Origin of the sequence: Anaeromassilibacillus sp. SJQ-1 (assembly GCF_046693725.1) — a bacterium.
Classification (GTDB): domain Bacteria; phylum Bacillota; class Clostridia; order Oscillospirales; family Acutalibacteraceae; genus Anaeromassilibacillus.
Genome location: NZ_JBKEIV010000048.1, coordinates 326322 through 349003 on the forward strand (window position 1 = coordinate 326322; position 22682 = coordinate 349003).

Below are 22682 nucleotides of genomic sequence, written 5' to 3' on the forward strand. Positions count from 1 at the left end.
TGCTATTCCTTCTCGATTGGCAGCTCCTGCAAATTTTCTCGATCGTAATAAGTAAAATCCCCATGGGTTCCGGCCAAAAGTTTTCAATGCGCACGGTTCCTATGCGAACGGGAGACAATCCATATTTTTGCCAATAAACGCCAAACGGCCCCAACAAAGCAAAATGCTCTGTTGGGGCCGTTTCTGCCTGAACTTCTATCAATATGGTCAAATGCGCCTTACTGTACGGCTCCTTCCAACGCTTCCTGTAAGGTATCGATGTCTCCTCTCGGAACGCTTCCTCGAACCACATCATCCAAAACCACCACACAATTGCGCTCTCCATCCGGATAGAATTCCAAAGTATTGGTCAGTGCACCATCGTAGTATTCGACAACCGCCCGGAAGAGCGGCGTACCGGTAGGCTCCGTGTCACCAGCGTCCTCCAAAACGGTCTCACTGGTCAACACCTGATAGAGATTTGTAAACGCGGTGTAATCCTTTGTGGTTCCAGAAGCATCCGCTACGGTATAGTTATAATATGTGGTATCGTCCGTGGATTTCTCCTCATCCTTTGTGCGGGTGACATTCCAACGATATGTTTCGCTCGAATCCAGTTCGATCGAAAGCGTCTGTACAGCTTCCACATTCCTTGTCAAAAGGACTTTGCTCTGCACGTCAAACGGCTCTGTCAGGCTTGTCCATGGAATCAGGCTATCGTCCATGATTCGATATACGATATCTACACCGTCCAACATCACCATGCGGTTTCCATCCTTCTCCGCCCCCGCCTTGAGCGTGTATTCCGTCCCATCCGCCGTGGTCATCTGAACAACATTGGCCGGGTTTTCCAAGCCATACTCCCGCAGGGCGTCCGCGTCGGGGTGTAATGCCTCTACTCCGCCAGCCGTCAAATAAGACAGCAGATCGGTCAAGGAGGTCACCGTTTCCGAATCCGCCTCCATCCTTTTCGGCTCTGTCATCAAATATAGGGTGCCTTCCCCCTGCTGAAGGGTAATTGGCTCCGCAACCGCCGTACCGCTCAACACCAGCTTACGGAACGGCGCGGCGGCATCGGCCTTGAGACTGCTGAAATCCAATACCTGGCGGGACAAAAAGCCGGTTTTATCCTGCAAATATGCCATTGGAACGCTGGCCACATAGATGTCCTCCCCGGTCTGTCCACGCACATAGTAAGCCGTGCTATCCTCCACAGAGGCATTCCCAATCTCATACCCGTAGGTATCTCCGTTCTTAAAAGTAACTTTCACGGTCGCCTGCGGAGTAGACAGGCCAAAATCCGTGAGGTTGCTGACCGTGCCGATCTTCTTTGTGGCAAAGAGCTGCCAGCCACCCTGCGCCGCGGTTTTAACCGCATAGCTGTCCTGTGGAAGCCCTTCCAATTCCTGGATGGTAAAATGGATCTCCGGCTCAGACTCCGAAGATACTGCGCTGGCGCTCTCCGTGGATTCCGAGGACAGTACAGCGGAGCTCGTACCCGCTGCACTGTCCTCCGGCTGTTCCTCCGAAGGCACGATCGTGAATACCCCGTTTGTATTGGTCACCTCAATCGAGGCAACCTCCGCTTCTTCCCGATTTAAAAGTGCAATGTCCTGCGACGAAGAGGCCGTAGTGGACGCCTCGGTCGTGCCGCCGGTCAGCATCAAAGCGGCCAGCACTCCCCCCAGCGCAACGATGCACACGCCGAGAATCAGCAGATTCCTGGTCGCCGGTTTCATTATAACCTCCTCCTTCTATAATAGACGGCTATACCAATCACCACGACAATCAACGGGATCAGAACCGTAAACACGCCCAATCCGAAAACCATCACCTGTAAAAGGCTCATCGAAATATCTGCTACCGAGGTCTGTACCTGTTTGGTCTCTACCGCCGCTGTCTCCCCTTCTGTTCCGGTTACGTATTTCGAAAGATCTGTGAGGTATTTGCCATCTCCAAATGTGTTGGAATTGATGATGCCGTCCACAAACATAAAGGTGCTTCCCAGAACCACTACATTGGCGGTAGCTTCTTGGTCTCCAGACGTGATGGTCTTTTGTGCAAGTGCTGCCAAAGTCTGCTCGCCGGTCTGTGGATTGCGGATGCTTTCCTCCGTTCCATCATAGGGGAACGCTGTGCTGCTGCTTGTTGCAAGTACGTGCGTAGTGATTCCATTGCGGCTGTCAAACAGCAGCTGAATCGGGCAGCTCTGCGGCATCAAAAGATACCCATAATCCGGTGTTGCCCGGCTGAGGGTGATGTCGCTTCCCTGATTTGCCAGCAGATAGGATGGATCGCTGGTGATATAGCTGTTGGGATCGGTTTCGATCACCTGGGTAGCCTGCTGTACATCCATGCCCCACTCTTTTAGGAACGAGGTTAGATTCGGGAGGCTATCCTGACCGGGATAGAAGGTTACCAACAGGGAACGGTCGGTCGTTTTCCCATCGTCGTTTAAGAATGCCTCCAACTTCTCAATTTCATCCTGCGTATAATCCGTTGCAGGGGTGGCCAAGACAAAAAGTTGTGCATTCTCGGGAATTTCATCTGTCAACAAGTTGATCTCCTGTGTCTCAAAGTTGCTGCTGGTCAACATGTTCTTATAAAGCGTCGTGTCCAACATCTCATTGTGTCCTGTATCGAACACCGCCAGTGGAAGGGTGTCCGCATTGACTGAGCTCACCGCAGAAGCCAACGCACTGTCCACCATGGAGTAAGCGGTCATTCCTGTCTGGCTATACTGTACATCAAATAGATCCGTGTACGCCAACACGCGATAGCGCTTATCCGTTTTCACCAGCACATCCGCAGTCATCAAGCCGTCGTCCTTATACTCCGAAGCAAAGGCCGGATTCTGATCCAGATCGATATATTCCACCGATATATTGGAGTTCTTTTCCGCCATCTTCTCGGCCAGCGTACTGACTTGACTGTATTTGATTCCATATTCCGCCAGGAGGGTATCCGCCTTGGCGATTTCCTCGCTCGCCATGATGTAGATTGTGGTTGGATTCTGCACATTGGAAGCAATCTCCGCCGCACTTTCCGACAGCGTGTTGACATGCCCCTCCGTGAGGTCCAAATTGATCGAAGGATAGCGCTCGCCCAATAGGCTGACCACCACATTTAAAAGGATGATAACCGCCAGAAACCCGGCGGTCATTGCCAGGGAAATCCCCCGATATTTGCCCTTATGACTGTCCTTGCGGGGTTTCTTCTGTTTTTTTATGGAGTCTTCCGCGATGGGCGGCTCCATCGTCTCCGGGGGAAGCTGTTCAGACGTCCCCTTTTCGATTGCCTCTAGGTCGGATTTTGGAGCCTCTTGTTCCTCCCTAGAAAAATCTTCTTCCGGTTCCTCTTGACTCGGTGGCGCAACCGGCATTTCCCCCGAGGATTGCTCTTCCTTGGAACCTTCCGGCGTTTCTGTTTCGCTCATCCCTTCTGCCGGAAACGCCTTTTCCTCCGGCAGCAAAGGATTCTTATTCTCATTGTCCATCTGTTATCCCTCCCTTAGCTCCAGCGTCTGCTCTCCAGCTTACGTGCAGTCAAAAACAGAAAGACTGCCGCCACGCTGAGGAAAAAAACGATGCTGGCAAGATTAAAGGTCCCCGTGGTAAAGGGGGTATACCGGCTGTTGAAGGACAACCAGTTCAAGATCTTGACCACTACTTCGTTGCTGATAATCCCTGTCAACTGATCGATTACCACCAACAGAATGGAAATCCCGAAGGTGCCGATCGCGGCCACGATCTGGCTTTGCGTAAGAGCAGAGACAAAGGTGCCAATCGCCAGAATCGCCACACCGTACAGGAAGGAACCGATGACCGTACCGAGAATCAACACCCAATTGGGCGAGGAGAAAAAACCGATGACCACGGCGGGAATCAGGCTGCCCACCAGGATCGCCGCATAAACGGTCGCAGCCGCAAGGAACTTACCCACAACAATCGAGCCGACTCCCACCGGAGCCGTCAAAAGGGCCTGATCGGTTCGGTTCTTCTGCTCTTCGCTGAATACCCGCATGGTCAAAATCGGCAAAAGCATCATGCTCCAAATAAACATATTGCTATAGACAAATGTGGAGATATAATAGGTGGAACCGGACAACATCACCGAATAATAATAAAAGCCGTACAACGCAAACAATACTGCCGCCACCACATAACCGACTGGGGAGGTAACATACGATCGGAGTTCTTTTTTGTAGATCGCACCCATTACGCCCCCTCCTTTCCATCGAGAATCTCAGAGGAATGCTCCGACCCTTGATCGGCGTAGAGGTCGCTGGTAAGGCGCAGGAAAACATCTTCCAACGTGAGATCGGTATTCTTCATAGAGAGGATAGGCCAATCGTTCCGTGCTGCTAAGGCAAAGACCGAGCGGCGCAAGTCGATTCCCTCTTCGCTCTCAACCGAAAATGCGAATACACCGGGCTCCTTTTCTCCGTAGGAGAGCACCTCTTTGACGCCATTCATCGCCTGCAATGCATATTTGATCGGCTCTTCCTCGCCCTCTAACCGCAGGAGCAGACGGTTTTCATTGGACAGGCTGTGCGCCAAACTGTCCGGGGTGCCGTCCGCAACGATGGAACCGCGATTGATGACAATCACGCGCTCGCATACGGCCTGTACTTCGGACAGAATGTGGGAACTTAAAATGACTGTGTGTTTTCGTCCCAGCCCTTTGATGAGGTTGCGAATTTCGATAATCTGTTTTGGGTCGAGCCCTACTGTGGGTTCATCCAGAATCAGTACCGGTGGATTGCCCAGCAAAGCCTGTGCAATGCCGACGCGCTGGCGGTATCCCTTGGAAAGATTGGCAATCAGACGGTGATACACATCGTCGATCTTGACCAGCGAACAGATCTCCTCTATGTGTTCCTTGCGTGGAAGTTTTACCTTCTTCAGGTCATACATAAAGTTCAGGTACTCTTTGACGGTCATGTCCGTATATAGAGGGGGGATTTCCGGCAAATAGCCGATGCGCTTCTTGGCCTCCAACGGATTTTCCAGGGTGTCAAACCCGTCCACGGTAATACTTCCCTCCGTGGGGGAGATATAACCTGTGATGATATTCATGGTCGTAGATTTCCCCGCGCCATTTGGGCCAAGGAACCCGAGGATGGTTCCCTCCTCCAGGGAAAAGCTGATATGGTTCAAAGCAAGATTCGAACCGTATTGCTTTGTGAGGTTTTTCACCTCAATCATATGCGTCCCTCCGATTTCTAAAATTCAGGGAACGAAAGCCAAATGGAAAAAGAAGGCCGCCCGGAGCGATCCAATTTTATTTGCCGGATCGGGATAGCCGGTTGCAAAGGATTCCGCTTGTTCCCCTATACGTGACTATCAGTTTAGCAATGTAACGTGATCGTTAGGTGATCGAAATATGAATAAATTGTTACAGCGCAAGAAAAATACAGAGAGTGATATAAGCACATCAAGTGTTGTAGATTTTTATCCGGATCAACATACACGAAAAACCGCTCTACCGAAGCACATCGATAGAGCGGTTTTTCGATTGTTTTAGAGAAGGAAAAAATTTGAGGAGAAGGTGTAAAGAGTTACAACTTCCGTCTTGCTGTTAGGCGAGAGAATTGGGAAATCCGTTTGGCTTTGTCTTATTTATTATAAAATATTTTCTTGTGCGATACATAGAAGATTTTTTGGAAAGAAGTGTGATTATTTTAGCTATTTTCCAGAAATATTTTGAATCATACGAATAAATTACAACTATTTTTTGATCTTTGTACTTTTTTTAGGTTTTCAAGCCAATCGAGATTCTTTGACCCTGTGTCCTCATAAGAGGCGCTTCCCTTGCGGTTTTTATAGGAAGCTCGTATAATAAAAGTACGGAATCCTTTCATTTTCCACAGGATTCCCCCTTTTGGTGGAAAATGACCCTATCTTGGAAATACCGCAAAAAATCCGGAGGCAGGGGACTCCGGCTCTTTTGCGGTATTTTCGTTAAATGCAGGTGATTGTATTGTTTACAAAAAGGGACCTCTATCGCCTCCTGATCCCACTGATGGTTGAACAGGTTCTTGCGGTACTGGTTGGCATGGCCGACGTAGTCATGGTTGCTGCAGTCGGTGAAGCTGCCGTGTCCGGTGTATCCCTAGTGGATTCGATCAGTACACTGATTATTCAATTGCTCGCTGCCCTCGCTACCGGCGGCGCTGTAGTCTGTTCGCAGTACATTGGACGCAAGGATGTAAAAAATGCATCCATCGCTGCGAATCAGCTGCTTCTTTCAACTTTTCTGCTTTCGATACTCATTATGGCAGTGGCGCTAGCAGGAAATCGTGCCCTGCTGGATCTCATCTTTGGCCAGATTGAAGCCGATGTCATGGGCAACGCGCAGATCTATTTTTTCCTCTCTGCGCTCTCCTACCCATTCCTTGCGATCTACAATTCTTGTGCAGCACTGTACCGTTCCATGGGCAACTCAAAGGTTTCTATGAAAACGTCCCTCTGTATGAACGCTATCAATGTGACCGGTAACGCCCTGTGCGTCTATGGCCTTCATATGGGGGTCGCTGGCGTCGGTATCCCCACGCTCGTCTCTCGTGCCACGGCGGCGATTATTATGCTGGTGATTGTGCGTAACCCGCAGAATCTGATCCATGTGGACAAACATTTGCGTTTGGGCTTTCACCCACACATGATCCGAAACATCTTGCGCATCGGTATTCCCGCCGGTATGGAAAACAGCATGTTTCAGCTTGGCAAAATTTTGGTGCAGAGTTTGGTATCCTCCCTGGGAACTGTCTCTATCGCCGGGTTTGCCGTGGCAAGCAACCTCGTGCAGTTTGAATATCTGCCTGGAACGGCCATTGGTTTGGGAATTGTGACCGTCATCGGGCAGTGTGTAGGCGCAGGGGAGCATGAACAGGCCAAGCAATACACCAAATACTTGCTCAAGATCAACTATGGAATTTTGGCGGTTCTAGCGGTTCTTTTAGCCGCACTTAGCGCCCCGCTTGTTAGCATCTACAATCTATCGCCTGGGGCGGCTTCCATAGCCGTAGAATTGATCGTGGTGCACAGCTTTGCCATGGTTGTCTGGCCCATTTCCTTCGCCCTTCCCAACGCGTTGCGCGCCGCCACCGACGTAAAATTCACCATGCTGACCTCAATCTTTTCCATGTGGGCCTTCCGTATCGGCCTGAGTTATGTGCTGGTTCTTTGGGCAAATATGGGTGTCATGGGTGTATGGGTAGCCATGTTTGCAGACTGGGTTTTCCGCGCAATTCTCTTCTTCATCCGTTTTTGTAGTGGACGATGGCTCCACGCCATCCAGAAAAAGGTACAACCTGCAGCTGGATAACCGCTGGAAAGAAATCTCTGTCTTTCCTCAAATACTCCAATCAATCAAAAACACCCGTTGAACGGCCGTCTTATGTCCGGCAGCTTCCAACACACCTGCATAAATCCTTTCCAGTTTGTCCGGGGGTGAGCTTTTTTCACCGCACACCTTCATCTTCCTAAACAGCAGCCCGTCCCGTTTACGATCTGGTACACAAATATCTGCCCACATTTAAAGCGTTGTCTTAAGAAAACCTGTAGGAGCAGATAACAACCTTGCCTAGGGAAGAATGATATTCACCCCACACAGGTTTTTCCGATCTGAACGCGCCTTTTCGCGTATTGTTTTAGGAAAATAGAGAGGATAGCCGCAGGCTGTCCCCAAAAAGTTTCTGATCTCACCGCTCTTTTCAACGGGTGGTTTGAACAGGCCCCATAAGGGCCTATCTCTTCTGGTAGCCCCCTAAAGAGAGTACTGAACCATTATTCAATCATTTTCTCACTGCAAACTCCTTACCCAGGGCTATATCATGTAGCTTTTTCATTATTTTAAAACATGCTGCTTTTCTTTAGGTTCCAGCGTTCGCTGGAACCTATTTCTTTTACGCAAGTATTCTTTATTGATCTTGAATGAAACTGGGGTTTTTATCATGCCTATTCAGCGCTAAACACAGCAGCCCCCCGGACAAGTGTCCGGGGGGCTGCCTTTTCACAAAGGAGTCTCAGGATCTTCCTTATAAACACAGTTTTAACGCATCCACAATTGGATTTTCACGATAAGCGCTCCGTTGCTATTCTTCCAGATGAAACCCTTACGCAACTTTGACAGTGCAATGTTTGACAGCATTTTGGCCCGGCAGCGAGGTGTAAACACCTGCACTCTGTCCAGGCGTGCCAATCGCCCATACACGATAGTAGAAATCGTTGCCAATGCGGGTCACATACTGGGTCTTCAACACGTCTCCATTGCCAACTGTGAAGTTCGGGATCAAAGTATTGCTGTTCATCACAGTCATCTTGAAGCAATAGGCGGTTCCTCTGTTTACCGTAAAGTTAACAGTGGTATCGGAGACAACATACGGTGCAATTGCCGTAGCGGTAGCATTCGTTGCGACAATGCCAGCCGGCCCATAGAGATTCCAATTGTAGGAGGAGCTGCTGCTCGAAGACTTCTTGGAATCATTCTTCTTTTCAAGCGCATTCAAAGCCTGGTACAGATCCGTATATGCCTCATTGAGCTGCTCCTGCGTCGCGTTCTCTACGCTCAAAACCGTCTTTGCCTTCTCGATTTCGTTATCCAGCCTGGACAAGCTCGCGCTTGTATACTGGCCACGGTCAACCGTTTGCGCTTTGTTGAGGAGGTCCTTCAACGCATCGCTATCTGGAATCAGACGCATTGCAAGCATTGCATCCGTCAGATCTCTCGCCGCCTGATCGATGACATCCTGCTCCGGTGTGGTCATCGTCAAAACGTCCTCTGCCTTTGCCAATGCTTCGCGGAAAGTCTTGAAGTCGTCCTTGTCGAGATCCAGATACTTATCGAGATTTTTCTCGATTTCATGTGCCTGATCTACGAGGTCTTTCAATTGGCCTAAGTCTCCTGCGAAGGTCAGACCCTCAATAGCCTGCTTCAAAGCATCATAGGCTTCCTGGATTTCCTTGTCCATCGCATTGGGATCGTCATAGACAGTCTGAGCGTTGTCGCGGGCATCCACAAAATCTTTCCAAGAGGACTCTGTGTAGCCATCGCCCTGAATCTGGCTTACTTGCTCCAGAAGCTCGCCCAAAAGCGTCTTGTCGCCCTTTTCAAAGGACAATAGCTGCAACTTGTCGAGCAAGTTGCTCCATGCGTCGTTGATCTCGGTCTGAATCGCAGTCTTATCGTCTGCAACGGCAACCGCTGCATCAAATGCATCCTGAATCGCCTTCTGGACCTTCGGGATCGCTGCTTCGAATTCCTCGCTTGCCATAAGTTCCTCTGCAATGTCGATGACCTGGTTCAGAATCTGTTTGTCCACTACTACAAAGGAAACCGTGATGGTCTTGTCTGTGGAGCCCATGATGCCTTCACAGACATAGGACTCTGTATCGGTCTCATCGTCAAACGGAACCGATTCATTGTCCACGGTGATCGCTGCAAATTCACGGCCCGCCACACGCGGTGCAAAGTGGAATGCATAAGCTTCCTTCGGAAGCAACTCTTCTGTATACGTACCCGTCAGGTTTGCCAACTCGACGTTGTCGCCCAGCAGCATTGCATTGGTGGTGAACTTCAGGGTCAGCGTATGCGCTGTGGGTTCAATCTTTCCAATCGCCTCTCTCAGTTCCGTCTCCACTGTGTCAACAGCTTCCTGCGTGCTCTCACCGTTAAGAGCTGCCTTTGCGGCGGCCAGGGCGTCTTGGATGTTTGCCCACTCTTCTTCGGTGTAGTCGTCCTCAGAAAGGTCTTCCGCTGCCGCGATGGTCTCATACAGGGCCACGCGGTTCGGCTCCGCATATGCCTCGCCTTTTTCAACAATTTCCATAAGGGTCGGAATGTTCTCCGCATTCCAGGAGACTCTTACAGCCGTCACATTCGTGTAGGTGGATACATCGAATTTTGCCGGATTCTCATCGAGCTCTCCGACCTTGACCCATTCGTCCCCGGCCAGAATTTCAACCGTTGGATTGGCTCCGGTTGCTGCTTCTTCTGCCTGGAACAGGACGGAGATTTCATCAACCTTCTGTCCATGAATCAGTTTATACTCCACATATCCCGCATCGGTAGCGGTAAAGGAAGTGGAAACATTGCGATCACATACGACGCCTGCGTCTTTGCCATCGTTGGTCACAGCGACTGGAATTGCGCCACCGAGAACTTCGCCCTTATTGACTTCAAATTCATAGAGCTGCAACCACTGGGTGCTGCTCTCTGTCAGACGCATGCGCACATATTTGGCCGGCTGCCCGTTGCCATTACAGCTGTAGGCATTGCCGTTCGCTGTCAGATCCGTCTCGGTAAAGGAACCGATTTCGGTCCAGTTAAGGTTGTCTGCGGAAATTTCTACAACGGCTCCCTTTGCACGGTCGCCATCGCCAAACACCAGCTTGACTGCATTGACATTGATCAGATCGGTATATTCCAGTGTAACCGTCTGGCCCTCATTCTGCGCACCGTTGGTCCAGATCTTGGTGCTATAATCGCCGTCTGTCAGGTTGCTCAACGGATAGTTAGCAGGCTGATACAGTTCCACACTGCAGGAGGCGCCAGCAAATTCTGCAATGGGTTTCAGCGCCCACGTCAACGCATCTACGCCAAGTGCAATCGTCTCGCGCGTGTTGTTCTTTACGCGGACAAAGGCCGCCTCTGGCTCTCCTTCGCCGGTATAAGCCGTCCAGGTCTTTCCGTCCATCGAGTATTCCACGGTCAAGCCTTCCGCCTCTGGCGCGGTAAACCCGGTCAATGTGCGAATCTTGTTAAAGATAATGCCAATATACTCATTGCTCTGAAGGGCAACATCCTGTAGCCCATTGATCGTCACAGAGCTGCCGGCATCCTCGACGGCGAAGGCCGCCTCCGGAATGTTGGTGAACAGCTGCGGGACGGTCGCAACCGGCTCCACATTGGAAATCTTATTCGTTGCCAGATCAAAGACTGTATTGACAAAGGGCTTCATGTATGTCTTAGAAGGATCTGCCTGATAATCTGCATAGCTGAAATCGGTGCCGGCGCCTTCCAGAGCATGCACAACATAACGTGGGTTGTTGCTGTTGGAAAGTTCGGTGTTCTTAATCTGGCTTGCAGCATTGTAGGCTTCCCATGCCACGGTCTCGTCGTCCGTCAACAATACGGTGAGGCTGTCCTCAATCACAGTCGCCATGTCGGAGAGCTTATTGAGGTTGCCCTCGATCTCCGTGTACAGGCGCTCGTACTCCGCGTTGCCACAATTCTGCATGAGGCGCATAATGGCAATTGCATCGTTCAACTCATGGAAGACATCCTTCATCTTGGTCGCCGTAGTCATATCACCCAACGGATATTCGGCCTGGAACTTCGTATAGAGTTCCTGCATATCCTTGGATTCCGGCGTGGTCACAATATTCTTCGCAACAACCTTATAAGCGGCCGCGAGTTCTTCCTGGGACACATCGCCGATTCCTTCGGTTGCCAAATACGGGAAACAATCTTCCCAGTTCTGCTGAGAATCAAAGTTTGCGGTATTCCAAGCAAAGTCCGCCACGCCAAAGAAGGCGATTCGGGAGGCTTCTGCCTGGTTCATGGGGTTGGACAAAACACCTACGCACTCGGTGGTATCGGTGCTGACAGAGAAGTTTGCATCGATACGGTCTGTAAAGAGCTGCGCATCCGAATAATCGTTTACCGGATAGTTCCACCAGATACACGGCTTGCGGCCGGTACGGGTGGCAAAATTCTCACAAGAGCTGTTGTTGATCGGGCCGCACACGGCGTCACCAGTGAAGCAGATTACAACATCTTCATGTACATTGGACTGTTTAAATGCTTCCATACACTGGTTCTGCATATCAGCATAACCCAAACCATAAGTATACCAAGTCGGGGTGTAGAAGAGCGGCTTCACCTTGTCCTCTTCTTTTGCCTCCGGCGTGTTGTAGGTCGCATACAGACGCTTTTGTACCTGATCGATCAGATACGGCTGCGTGTACTTCTGTTGCAGGCCTTCGCCGATGGTAATATCGTCCATAAAAATACCGAACTCGCGCACGCCGAGTTCATACAGGCTGTCGAACTTCGGCATCAAGCGGTTGGTGATTTCCTGATCGACCGTCGCATTGCTGCTCATATCGAGCCTTCTCTGCATAGCAGGGTGAGCAACCCATACGAAGTCGATGTTGCACTTTTTGGATTCCTTTGTCAACGCACGGATGTCATCCTGTGTCAAGACGCCGCGTTTTCTCTCATCCTCGGTAACCGTTGTGGGATATTCCTCGTCCCACAGGCCCAAGTGATACGGATCGCCCTTTGGTCCATAGACAAAGATGTTCATCTTGTACTTCTTGGCAAACTCAAACCAATCGAGACGGGCCTCTACACTCCACGGATAACCGTAGAATCCTTCGACCATGCCGCGGTACTGCTTGTTTGCGTAGTCCTCAAACAGGACAGTGGTATACTTCCCGCCCATGGACTGTGTGAGCACCTGCTCCAGGGTTGCGATGGAATAGAACGCTGCATCGTCATCTCTGCCCAACAGCAGGACGTTGTTGCTGGCATCCAATTGAACAAGTTCCATATCGAACTTATTCTCGCCTTCGGTAAAGACGTCGCGTGGAACGTTATTGGCGGTTGCGTATGTATCTGCCGCTTCACCGGAACCGTTGATACCGATGAACACGTTGGTCTTTCCTTCTACAGCGGCGTCGCTGTAGCTGTAGGTCAGACCAGCTTCTGTGAGCACCTCTTCCAAACGCGCTTTGGTCACTTCACTGATCCCAGATTCCATAACGACATTGACCTCTTGCGAGATGGTCATATTGCTGTCGCTCAATGTCATCTTCTGCGGAACCGGGTATACCTGGTATTCTACCTGACGGTCGGCCTCGCTGCGCACGTTGGCAGTAAAGGAGACTTGTTTGGAACAAGCACCAAAGACAACCGTCGCGGTCAATGTGACGTCCGTGCTCTCCTCCGGCGCTGTTACAGTGACCTTGCCGGTCTCTGCATCGATCGCCAGGAGATCGCTGTCACAGGTCCAAGAGATCTGTACACCTTCGTCGTTTGCCACCGGTACGGTAAAGTCATGGTTGACAACCGATGGAACTGTGATGTCCTCGATGGCGCTATCCACCATCTCTTCATCGGTAAAATTGTAGATCTCGAACTCATAAATCGAAACGCCATCCCAGGTATCCGCCGGGGCCTGGGTGCAATACAGGCGGACATACCGGCCTGTCACCGGTGCATCCAAGGTGATGACTTCGTTGCGCCCCTGGCCGTCTGTGGTGGCATATGCATCGGTGTAATCAACACCATTATCCGAAACTTGGATCTGGTAGCCGGATGCATATGCGGCCTCCCAGAAGATCTTAAACTGGCGGAAGGTCATAACCTGCCCCAGGTCTACTTGCAACCATTTAGGCGGATTCGCACGCAGGCCGTCGTGCGACCAGCGGGTCCCCATATCGCCGTCGACTGCATTCTGCGGATAGTAGCTTGTCCCGGACTCTGTACCGCTGGCGGACACAGTCTTATTCAGCGCCAAATTCGTGCCGTTGGCCGGCTGTTCACCGGGTTCGCCTGGATCAGGTTCTTCACCAACGCCCCAAACTTCCACTTCAAACAAAGAGACAGAAGCCCAATTGACGTTGGTTTCTCCGGTTCCGTTGGCGGAATACCCGTCAACATAGACGCGGAAATAGCGTGCCGTTTTGGCGTCTTCAAACAGGATGGTCTCCTGCAACTCGGTAATGCGGGAGTCCGAGGAATAGACCGTTTCCCAATCCGTTGCATCATCCGAAATTTGCAGGCTGTAGCTGTCGATGTTCAGGCGTTCCCATTCAAGAACTGCCTTATTAAACGTTTTTTCTTCGCCGAAATCGAGCTGGAGCCAGCGGGCCTCCTGCGTATCGGATTTGTCCGCAGCCCAGCGGGACTGATTGGATTTTGGCGTCGTATCGCGGTCTACGATTCCATCGATCGCCTTATTGGCGGTCAAGGTGGTGTTTGGCTCGACGCTGGAAGCAGTTACTGTTGCACTGCGGGCAAAGTTGACTGCTTCCTCCTTTGCTGCTGCAAAAGCAGCGGAACTCAGGCTGCTAAAGAGCAGGGTAAACGCCAAGAGCATGGACAGCAGCCTGCTGCCATTCTTTTTCATTCGTACATCTCCTTCTTTCCAAACGGTTTTTATACGGGCTTCCCATCTGAAAGATTTGTAAATTCTCCCCTCCTTTTCTGAAAAAGCACAGAATTTATAGGATATAATGCATTCATATTATATTTTTGTTTCGTTTTAAAGTCAATTTTTTAGAAATATTGCATAACAGATTATCATATCAAAACTTTGGGAATTTTCTCCACTACGCTTTTTAGAAAAAATCCAAAAAATCGGTTTAATCTTTTTGCTTTCTTATTCAATAATCACTGATTCTGCCTTTGAATAATTTGTTCTGTAGCTGTAGGCTTTTTAATTATGTTGTATAAATCTATAATTCATTCCAAGTTTTCCGTATTTTTATTCATAAATTATTTGTGTGAATCTGTAATTGTGCAAAAAAAATCCATTATTTGTATATTCTGACTCGATTATTTCTTTACACTCATATCAATGGTAATCCCTGCATACCCTGTTGAAAGGTTGGAGGAATCCTATAGGAGGGAAAACGGATGGTCATTCACATTGTAGAGGCAGGCGAGACGGTGTATTCCATTGCACAGGAGTATGGTGTCCCTGTCAGCCAGATTGTAGCGAATAACGGGCTACAGGAACCATTTTCACTGGCGCTGGGAGAAGCATTGGCCATTCTATTCCCAGAACAAGTACATACTGTCGCGCCCGGTGAAACGCTCTCTTATCTATCGCGCGTATATAACGTCTCTCTCTTACAGCTTTTGCGCAATAATCCTTCCATTGCTGAAAACCCCACTCTTTTTTATCCGGGGCAAACCGTAGTAATCCGCTATCCAGCCCCTGCTATGGGGAAGCTCGTAGTCAATGGATATACTTATCCCTCCATTCGACAATCGCTGTTGAGGCAGATTGCTCCATTTCTCACCTATTTGACGATCTTCTCTTATGGGATTACCCCGGCTGGTCGTCTTATCAATCTCAACGATCAAGCAGTGCTTTCTACCATACAGCCGTATGGAGTGTCTCCCTTGCTTTTGCTGACCGCTATGGACCAGAACGGACAGTTTAGCAATCTACTTGCCAGTCAGGTGTTCAATAATCCGACGGCACGGCAGATGCTCGTTCAGGAAATCTCCCGGATGATTGAGCTAAAGGGCTATCGCGGGGTCGACCTGGATTTTGAATATGTTTTGCCGCAGGATACGGAAACCTATGTCCATTTTGTGCGGGAATTGTCCACAGCCTTAAACCCCATGGGATATGTGGTTTTTGTCGCATTGGCCCCCAAGAGCTCCAGCGATCAACAGGGAACTCTATATGAAGGACATGACTATGCCGGTATGGGGTGGGCCGCCAACGCTGCATTGGTCATGACATATGAATGGGGGTATGCTTATGGTCCGCCGATGGCAGTAGCCCCTATTCAAAATGTGCGCCGTGTCTTGGACTATGCGGTGACACAAATCGACTCCAACAAGATACTTTTGGGGATTCCAAACTATGGTTACGACTGGCCCTTGCCCTATGTAAAGGGTTCGACCAAAGCGCGATCGATTTCCAATGTGGAGGCCGTTCAGTTGGCTGTTCGGACTGGGGCAACCATCCAATACGATGAGACAGCGCAATCCCCCTGGTTTTCTTATATGGATGCACAGGGGCAAGCACATGAGGTGTGGTTTGAGGATGCACGCAGTATTCGTGCAAAACTCTTGCTTCCAAAGGAGTATGGACTCAAAGGCGTAGGATATTGGAATCTCATGCGGGAGTTCCCACAAAACTGGTCGGTTTTAAATTCCATGTATGATGTAGGGCCGGACATCGATTTATGAGTGGATTTCCGGAAAAGTTTGCATCGTATAATCGTATGCTCGAGCATTGCCTCCTGTATCTCCAACTGTACAATAGTCGGATTTGTACCCAGACCTTGTAAAAATATGGCCCAGCAGAGATTTCCGCGTTTACATTTGGAAACCACCTGCTGGGCCATATCGGTGGAACGTCTCTGCCTATATCCTACTTGTCCGGCCTCTTATTTCTCTTATAAGAAACAGACCGAATGATATACATACACACTGGGAAAGTTACCGGTTCGAAGTATTGCACTTTTGGAAGTGTCTGCTTCTATCTTGCCGATATACCGATCTGAGACATCCCATATTCTTTTTTGCTCTTACGAACTCTTATACTTCCATTATCATGCAATGTAGTTTCACATCCTGACCCGGCAGGGTGGTGTAACCGCCTGTGCTCTGGCACGGTGGACCACAGCGCCTTTCGGCCTGCAATCTTTTGCTTCCTTTTGGAAATCCTCATACATTTTATCTTTCGCTTACATCCCAAGTACACAAAGTCTCAACACAGTAAACCCCCGCCCCGGTTTCCCGGAGCGGGGATTCTGCTCTTTGCGAAAGGGACTCCCTTCGCTCAATTTACTAAGATGTCCGCCAAGGATGGCTGGGCCATGCTCCTGTGGACGCACAGCGTCTTCCGCGCCTACGGCGTTTCCTACGTAAGCTTTCTGTTATCGGCTGCCGGGTACTTGATCGAATAGTACACGTTTATACCTTACACAAATTTCCCGGCGTTCAGCCAATGGTTACCGTGCAATGCAGTTTCGCATCCTGACCCGGCCGTGTCGCGTAAACGCCTGTGCTCTGGCACGGTGGACGCACAGCGTCTTCCGCGCCTGCGGCGTCCCCTACGCAAGCTTTCTGCTATCGGCTGCCGGGTGTTTGATCGAATATGTACACGTTTATACCTTACACAAATTGCCCGGCGTTCAGCCAATGGTTACCGTGCAATGTAGTTTTGCATTCTGGCCCGGAAGGGTGGTGTAAACGCCTGTGCTCTGACCCGGTGTGCCAACTGCATAAACTCTGTAGTAGTAGTCATTGCCGATCTGGGACACAAACTGCGTCTTCAGAACGCTTCCATTGCCCACTGTGAAGCTCGGCACCAGTCCATTTCCATTGACCACGGTCATCTTGAAGGTGTACATGCTTCCTCTGTTCAGCGTGATGGCATTTGCCGCATCGCTGCGCACACTTGCCGCTGCACTCTGGCTTGCAGAAACCACACCCGCTGCTCCATATGTGTTGCTTACATTTCTCGATGTGGAGCCGCTCTTCTTCGCTGTCGTCGTCTTTGTCTCCAGGTTCTGGATGCTTGCTTCCAGTGCTTCTACTGCACTCTTGACCTCTTCTTCGGTCGCTGCCTCATTGTTCAACACAACCTTTGCGTTGCTCAATGCCTTCTGCATCGCTGCCACGCTCTTTGCTGTGTACTTGCTGGTGTTCACTGCCTCTGCTTTTCCAATCAGGTCTTTCAAAGCGTCCTTGTTCGGGATCATACGCAGTGCTGTAATCGCATTGAGCAGTTCTTCGGCCTTCTCGTCCACTGCCTCCTGGGTTGCATTGTCATTTTCCAACAGAGTTTCTGCATCGCCCAGGATGGTTTTAAAGGTAGCCCATGTTTCATCCTGGATGTACTTCGAAGCATTTTCTACAATTTTCTTGCCTTCTGCTACCAAAGCTTCCAGATCCGTCCTATCTGCACGGAAGACCAGGTTGTCAAGCGCTTCATACAGCGCTTCTGCCGCTGCCTGGATGTCTGCTTCCAGTACTTCCTCGTCGTCCATCAGGTCCTCTGCCGCCTTGTAGGCGTCGTCAAGCGCCTGTACGCTCTCCGGCGTGAAGTTCTCTCGATTGATGCTCTCTGCAATCTCCATCGGGATTTCCAGCTGGCTCTTGTCCCCTGCTGCAAAGCTCAGATACTGCAATGCCTCGATCAGCTCAAACATCGCGTTGTTGATCTCGTCCTGGCTTGCGGTCTTCTTTTCTTCGATCGCTTTCGCTGCCTGCAACGCATTCTCGTACTTCTTCTGTACCGACGGGACTGCCGCCTCTACCTGCGCTTTCACGCTCTCGCTCTCTGCGATTGTGATCACTTCGCGCAGATTTTCCTTATCCACGATCGTGAAGCCCAGTTCAATCGTGGTGTCTGCATTCGGCATTGCCAGGCTGTATACATACTCATTGGCATCAAACGCCTCTACAGGCTCGCCATTGACTGTCACGCCTGCGATCTCTCTTCCTTCGACTCTCGGCTCAAAGGTCAGGTCGAGATTCGTGTTTGCCATTACGACGTCTTTATATGCGCCGATCAGGTTTGCAATCGTCTGCTCTTCCCCATCGATCGACAGCTTCACCGTCGTCGGGTAGCTTACCGTCAGGGTATGTTCGCTCGGAATCACCGGTTCGTCGGGAATATCCTCCGAGTTCGGCGTGGTCATCGCTGCATAGAGGATATTCTTTGCAACTCCTATCGCCATCTGGCTGGCATCTTCCGGAAGCGCTTCTGCATCCGCGATGGCACGTTCCAGGCGTTCCAAACTGGCTTGTGTGAAGTTTGTGGTATCCGTTGCCTTGGCCTGCGCCAGAATTTCTGCTAGCTTCTCACAGTCATCCGCTGTATCTGCCCGATCATTTGTAGTAATCACAATCTCTTCCGAGGTCATTACCGGCGTTGTTCCATTCATTCCCATGAATTTGACATAGTAAGTGCCGTTTTCCGGGACGGAAAAGGCTGTTTTGTCTGCTGAGAAAATGCCGGACCCCTTATAGCCATTAAAGAAGAAATCTACAAACTCATCTGTATATACTCCGGATTCCGTACCTACCAGCGCCTTAAAGCTGGTCGCATTGGAAGTCTTGGGATAATTTACACGAACGACGTTATAGGAAGAATCCGCTGTTACTTCTTTGACTTCTACTGTCTGCGTTTCTAATTCCTCGATCTCTTTGTCCGTCAGAGGACGAACCGTCACATGGTTTACTTCAAACGCGCGGTTGTATCCGCGCAGACCAATTTTTCCGGTTTGGTGCGTAGTATCGGTCAAGTTGGCTACCTGTTTGTCATCGATATAGAACAACATTCGGTCGTGGTGAACCAAAACCTTTAAGGTATGTGGAATGCTGGTATCCAGTTCATAGTTTTCATTTCGCAAACTGGTCCATCCGTTGCTCGCCTTTCCAATTTCGAAATTGGTTCCGCTGATGCCAAAATAGTACCCGTAATAATTGTCTGCACCAGGACCTTCATTTGTTGTACGGAAAATGATTCCCGAATTTCCACCACCATCCAGCAGTTTGAGGTTCACTTCATAGGCAAAGTCACTCCAAGTGTCGTCGCCCGCTGTCGCTTTGATATCCGTGCTGGAACCCAGGCTCATCTTTCCATCTTCAATCTGAATACGGTCAGCATCGCCCACCTTCGTCCATCGTGCATTTGATTCCTCCATGTTGGAGAAATCGTCCACCAAGTTGGCCTCTACATAGGGCGGCCAATCAGAGGGACCTTCTTCGCCTGTTTCAAATACGGTGAGATCATCCTCTTCCACCGGGCGAACCGTTGTATTATACACGGTAAACGCCTCATTATAGGAACGCAGACCGATGGTACCATTTGCAAAACGATCATCTTCAAAGGTAGTAAGCAATTCATCGTTTAGATAAACGGCAAATTGATTCCCATATACGACAACTTTTAATCGATAGGTCTCACCGGGCTGAATGTCTGCGCGGATCGGTTTCAAATCATGCCATGCGCCGTCCGCATAGCCAATCATTACACCAGGGCCATTGTATGCCTCACCGGTTTCCGGCAAATTCTTGACATCCAATCGGCCGATTCCTACAAAGTACCCCTGGTAATTGTCCGGCCCCTCTCCAATGTTTGTTCCACGAAGGATCAAACCACAGTTGTTGTTATTCGCCAAGTCTACGGATAGTTCCGCCTCTGCGACAAAGTCTACCCACTTATCCGCATCGGCGAGGTTCAAGACAGCCTTGACATCCGGATCTTTTTCAAATCGGATCTCGGTCTTGGAGCCGTCTGCGCTGGCGCGCAGAGAAACTTTCCCGTTTGGATCGTAGAGTTTCCAATCCTGCTCCATATAGTTGAGGGAATTAAAGCCGTTGTAAACCGCTGTAGGTACATTCGGATTGGGCTTTAATCCACATTCGCTGGCCGGTTCGAAGGCCATTTCTGCACTTTCCACCTCTTGCCCCATAATGGGCGCAATCACTTTGACGTAATAGGTTTCGTCTGTATCCAGACCAGTGAGAGTAGCTGTGTTGGAGCTGAATCCGCGTACCGTATGGGTATAAACACCGGACTCCGTTCCATATACCACACGGTAAGGAGTTTCCTGGGGATCGAGGTTCGTGACCAATTTTATGCTATCGCCGGAACGACGGGTGCTATTGATCTGTATCTCTGTAATCGAGCGCTCTACTGGGACAACCTCAATCTCATCGACCGTAACTCCATCCGTAAAACGGATATTATTATATTGTTCTGCATCAAAACGGAAACCGCCGGAAAGCAAGTTTTTAAGGTCTGTAATGGTGGCAGAACCCGTCGAGAGATCGATCTCCTGCGTGTATTTACCATTGATTACAACTGATCCCACGCCATTTCCCCGGACATGCAACGTATAATTGTTTGCAGCAGGAACGATGACATTATCAAACTCCTGATAGGTCACTCCATTGTCCTTTACTATCTCCGCATCACGCTCTGCTGTACGAACCACCGTTTCCTGTGCCTCTCCGATCTTTGGAAAATGAGTGATGCGCAAACGGCCGCAACCGTAGGGGATCAACTCGATGTCCTCAACCAAGCTCTCATCGTAAGGGGTAGGACCAAAGGGCTGCGGTCCGGCAATATTTCCATCAAGCTGCCACTCCGGTATAATCTGCCCCTTTGCCTTGAGTACAATTGGCGCGTTCTCTGTACTAAACGGTTGAAGCGGTACTTCATCCAATTTTTCAATTGTAAAGCTGGATGCTGGATCGTCTTCATCCACAATCAGACCATAGTTCCAACGGCTGGCGGGGAATACCTCGCGCAGGGGAGACTGTTCCTGATGTTCCACCTTCAGCTCGCGCGCATCGTTGCTATCATAGGTACGCCAGTCCTCTTCGATCTTAAGTCCGTAGATCAGGGGACCTTTTTCGACAGCGATGGAATCATTATACCAAGTGGATGTTTCAATCTCACTTGGGAAGTTCAGGTCAATCTCATCCCCTGCCTGCCAATCGCGCTGGATGGTGTAGTATTCGCCGGTAACAACGCCTTCCTGCTCTTCCCCATTGACAGAGACTTCTGGGGCGTCGCACCACTCCGGGATGCGCAGTTTCAATTCAAATTCTGCTGTTTCACCGCTGTAGCTCAAATGAACGGCATCTTCAAATGGATAGTTGGTTTCCTGTACAAAGGTTGCCGTTTTCCCATCGGCCACTTTCGCTGTCACGCGATTCGGTCCATAGGCTACCAGCGCCAGACCGTTGTCCGCTGTTGCCATCCACATGTTCTGGACAAACTTAGGCCAACCCATATGACAGTTAGCGAAACAACAGTCAAAACCAAGCGGTGCGCCAAACGCAGAGCTGTCCCCATGGTCGCAGTCAAACTCATGGTTGCCAAGCGTTGCCATCACCTGATTTTGCAGTACATAATAGGTATGGCCAGAGAGATCCGGCGTATAGGCTGCCGGAAGCGCATTGTAAGCCAACTGCTCTATGCGGTCACCAAGCCAAGCTTCACCCAAAATTTTCTGAGCAATCTCTGTGGAAAGCAAGCCCTCCACAATACCACAAGTTTCTGACCCGCGGGTAGAACGATTGTCGCGGGCTGCTTCGTCCGAGTTCGGCAGTCCGTCGATGCGCCCATGGTCCAAACTCATATTAAAAATACCGTTTCGCAGGGCAGTCCGGTACTTTTCACTTTGGTCATACTGATAATAAACCGGCGGAGTTTTCATTCCCTGGCTGGTGTTGACCACATGCTGGCGCACGGTCGTATTGTTGTACTGATCTTCCCAGTTGGTTGTCTGCTGTAGCAGGAGTTCTCCCAGGTCCAACAACCAGGCACTAGCCTCCGGATTGGCCGGGTCATAGACATGGTTGTACAGCCAAAACACACTATCAATATTGTCACCGCCACGGGCGTCCGCCCAGTTGCTCAAAGGCCGGTGCGGCAACTCTGACGCTTGATAACGGAAATATTTTTCCATAAAGGGAATCACACGCTCATCCGGCGTTCCTGCGGCCTCAGTTGCCTCATAGTAGTCACGAATCGCCATCAAAACAGGCATGCGGGACCACCAGCTATTCTCATTGGCCGGGCCAAAATATCCATCGTCACGCTGATTTTCAATGGACCAATCAATCCACTTTTGCGCCTCTGCTTTAAGCCCATCATCGTCGAGCGTATACGCCAATGCGACTAAGCCGCGTAAATAATAGGGGCCTCTCTCCCAATTTTCTCCATTCGGCGCGCCTAACCAAGCGCTGGTCTCCTCGTTGTAGTCATTAAATAGGGACATATTTCCCGTGAGATTATCCCTCTGCAATAAGAGCTGATTTTCCAGCCAACCACGCGCCTTAACTGCGCCAAGCGGTAGTTGAATCAGAGGCGTCTCCATCAGCTCTCCCTGATTGGCCAGGTAGTTGACGTTTCCCCGGCGTGTAGGCTCCTCCGCTGCTGCGGCAGGCAAAGCCACGCTACATAGCAACGATACTGACAACAC

Annotated in this window: 9 protein-coding genes; 3 read left to right on the forward strand and 6 right to left on the reverse strand. The window is 50.1% G+C overall.

From position 1 onward, the window contains the following. Positions 1–218 precede the first annotated feature (218 nt). From ACGCCZ_RS15000 to ACGCCZ_RS15015, 4 genes are read right to left on the reverse strand one after another with little or no spacing between them, the layout of a single operon-like run. Positions 219–1718: a DUF4340 domain-containing protein gene (locus ACGCCZ_RS15000; protein WP_054324840.1), complete on the reverse strand. Its 1500-nt coding sequence runs from the start codon at positions 1716–1718 to the stop codon at positions 219–221. Further along, positions 1718–3475, reverse strand: coding sequence for a Gldg family protein (locus tag ACGCCZ_RS15005; RefSeq protein ID WP_411656426.1), 1758 nt, complete (start codon positions 3473–3475; stop codon positions 1718–1720). The genes ACGCCZ_RS15000 and ACGCCZ_RS15005 overlap by 1 nt, the downstream gene beginning before the upstream one ends. A 14-nt stretch (positions 3476–3489) precedes the next feature. After that, positions 3490–4197: an ABC transporter permease gene (locus ACGCCZ_RS15010; protein ID WP_411656427.1), complete on the reverse strand. Its 708-nt coding sequence runs from the start codon at positions 4195–4197 to the stop codon at positions 3490–3492. Then, positions 4197–5186, reverse strand: coding sequence for an ABC transporter ATP-binding protein (locus tag ACGCCZ_RS15015; RefSeq protein ID WP_054324842.1), 990 nt, complete (start codon positions 5184–5186; stop codon positions 4197–4199). Before ACGCCZ_RS15015 ends, ACGCCZ_RS15010 begins: the two co-directional genes overlap by 1 nt. Before the next feature lie 817 nt (positions 5187–6003). Between ACGCCZ_RS15015 and ACGCCZ_RS15020 the strand changes: the two genes are divergently transcribed. Then, positions 6004–7305, forward strand: coding sequence for an MATE family efflux transporter (locus tag ACGCCZ_RS15020; protein WP_411656428.1), 1302 nt, complete (start codon positions 6004–6006; stop codon positions 7303–7305). Positions 7306–8095: 790 nt separating this feature from the next. On the opposite strand, the gene ACGCCZ_RS15025 is transcribed toward ACGCCZ_RS15020, so the two are convergent. Then, a complete protein-coding gene (locus ACGCCZ_RS15025) occupies positions 8096–14116 on the reverse strand; it encodes a beta-N-acetylglucosaminidase domain-containing protein (protein ID WP_411656429.1) in 6021 nt (2006 codons plus the stop codon). A 509-nt stretch (positions 14117–14625) separates the two neighbouring features. Here ACGCCZ_RS15025 and ACGCCZ_RS15030 point away from each other — a divergent pair. Together ACGCCZ_RS15030 and ACGCCZ_RS15035 are read left to right on the forward strand one after the other, a co-directional pair. After that, a complete protein-coding gene (locus ACGCCZ_RS15030) occupies positions 14626–15918 on the forward strand; it encodes a glycosyl hydrolase family 18 protein (RefSeq protein WP_054324845.1) in 1293 nt (430 codons plus the stop codon). Positions 15919–16721: 803 nt separating this feature from the next. Then, positions 16722–16895 (forward strand): hypothetical protein, encoded by a 174-nt coding sequence (locus tag ACGCCZ_RS15035; RefSeq protein ID WP_411656430.1) that lies wholly within the window; start codon positions 16722–16724, stop codon positions 16893–16895. Here the strand turns inward: ACGCCZ_RS15035 and ACGCCZ_RS15040 are convergent. Beyond that, a complete protein-coding gene (locus ACGCCZ_RS15040; RefSeq protein ID WP_411656431.1) occupies positions 16869–22682 on the reverse strand; it encodes a family 16 glycoside hydrolase in 5814 nt (1937 codons plus the stop codon). The two genes, ACGCCZ_RS15035 and ACGCCZ_RS15040, sit on opposite strands and share 27 nt — an antisense overlap.

Bases quoted from the DNA above. Each gene is read 5' to 3' on its own strand.
- ACGCCZ_RS15025 (WP_411656429.1), bottom strand. From the start codon at position 14,116: ATGAAAAAGAATGGCAGCAGGCTGCTGTCCATGCTCTTGGCGTTTACC.
- ACGCCZ_RS15015 (WP_054324842.1), bottom strand. From the start codon at position 5,186: ATGATTGAGGTGAAAAACCTCACAAAGCAATACGGTTCGAATCTTGCT.
- ACGCCZ_RS15005 (WP_411656426.1), bottom strand. From the start codon at position 3,475: ATGGACAATGAGAATAAGAATCCTTTGCTGCCGGAGGAAAAGGCGTTT.
- ACGCCZ_RS15030 (WP_054324845.1), top strand. From the start codon at position 14,626: ATGGTCATTCACATTGTAGAGGCAGGCGAGACGGTGTATTCCATTGCA.
- ACGCCZ_RS15010 (WP_411656427.1), bottom strand. From the start codon at position 4,197: ATGGGTGCGATCTACAAAAAAGAACTCCGATCGTATGTTACCTCCCCA.
- ACGCCZ_RS15000 (WP_054324840.1), bottom strand. From the start codon at position 1,718: ATGAAACCGGCGACCAGGAATCTGCTGATTCTCGGCGTGTGCATCGTT.
- ACGCCZ_RS15020 (WP_411656428.1), top strand. From the start codon at position 6,004: ATGGTTGAACAGGTTCTTGCGGTACTGGTTGGCATGGCCGACGTAGTC.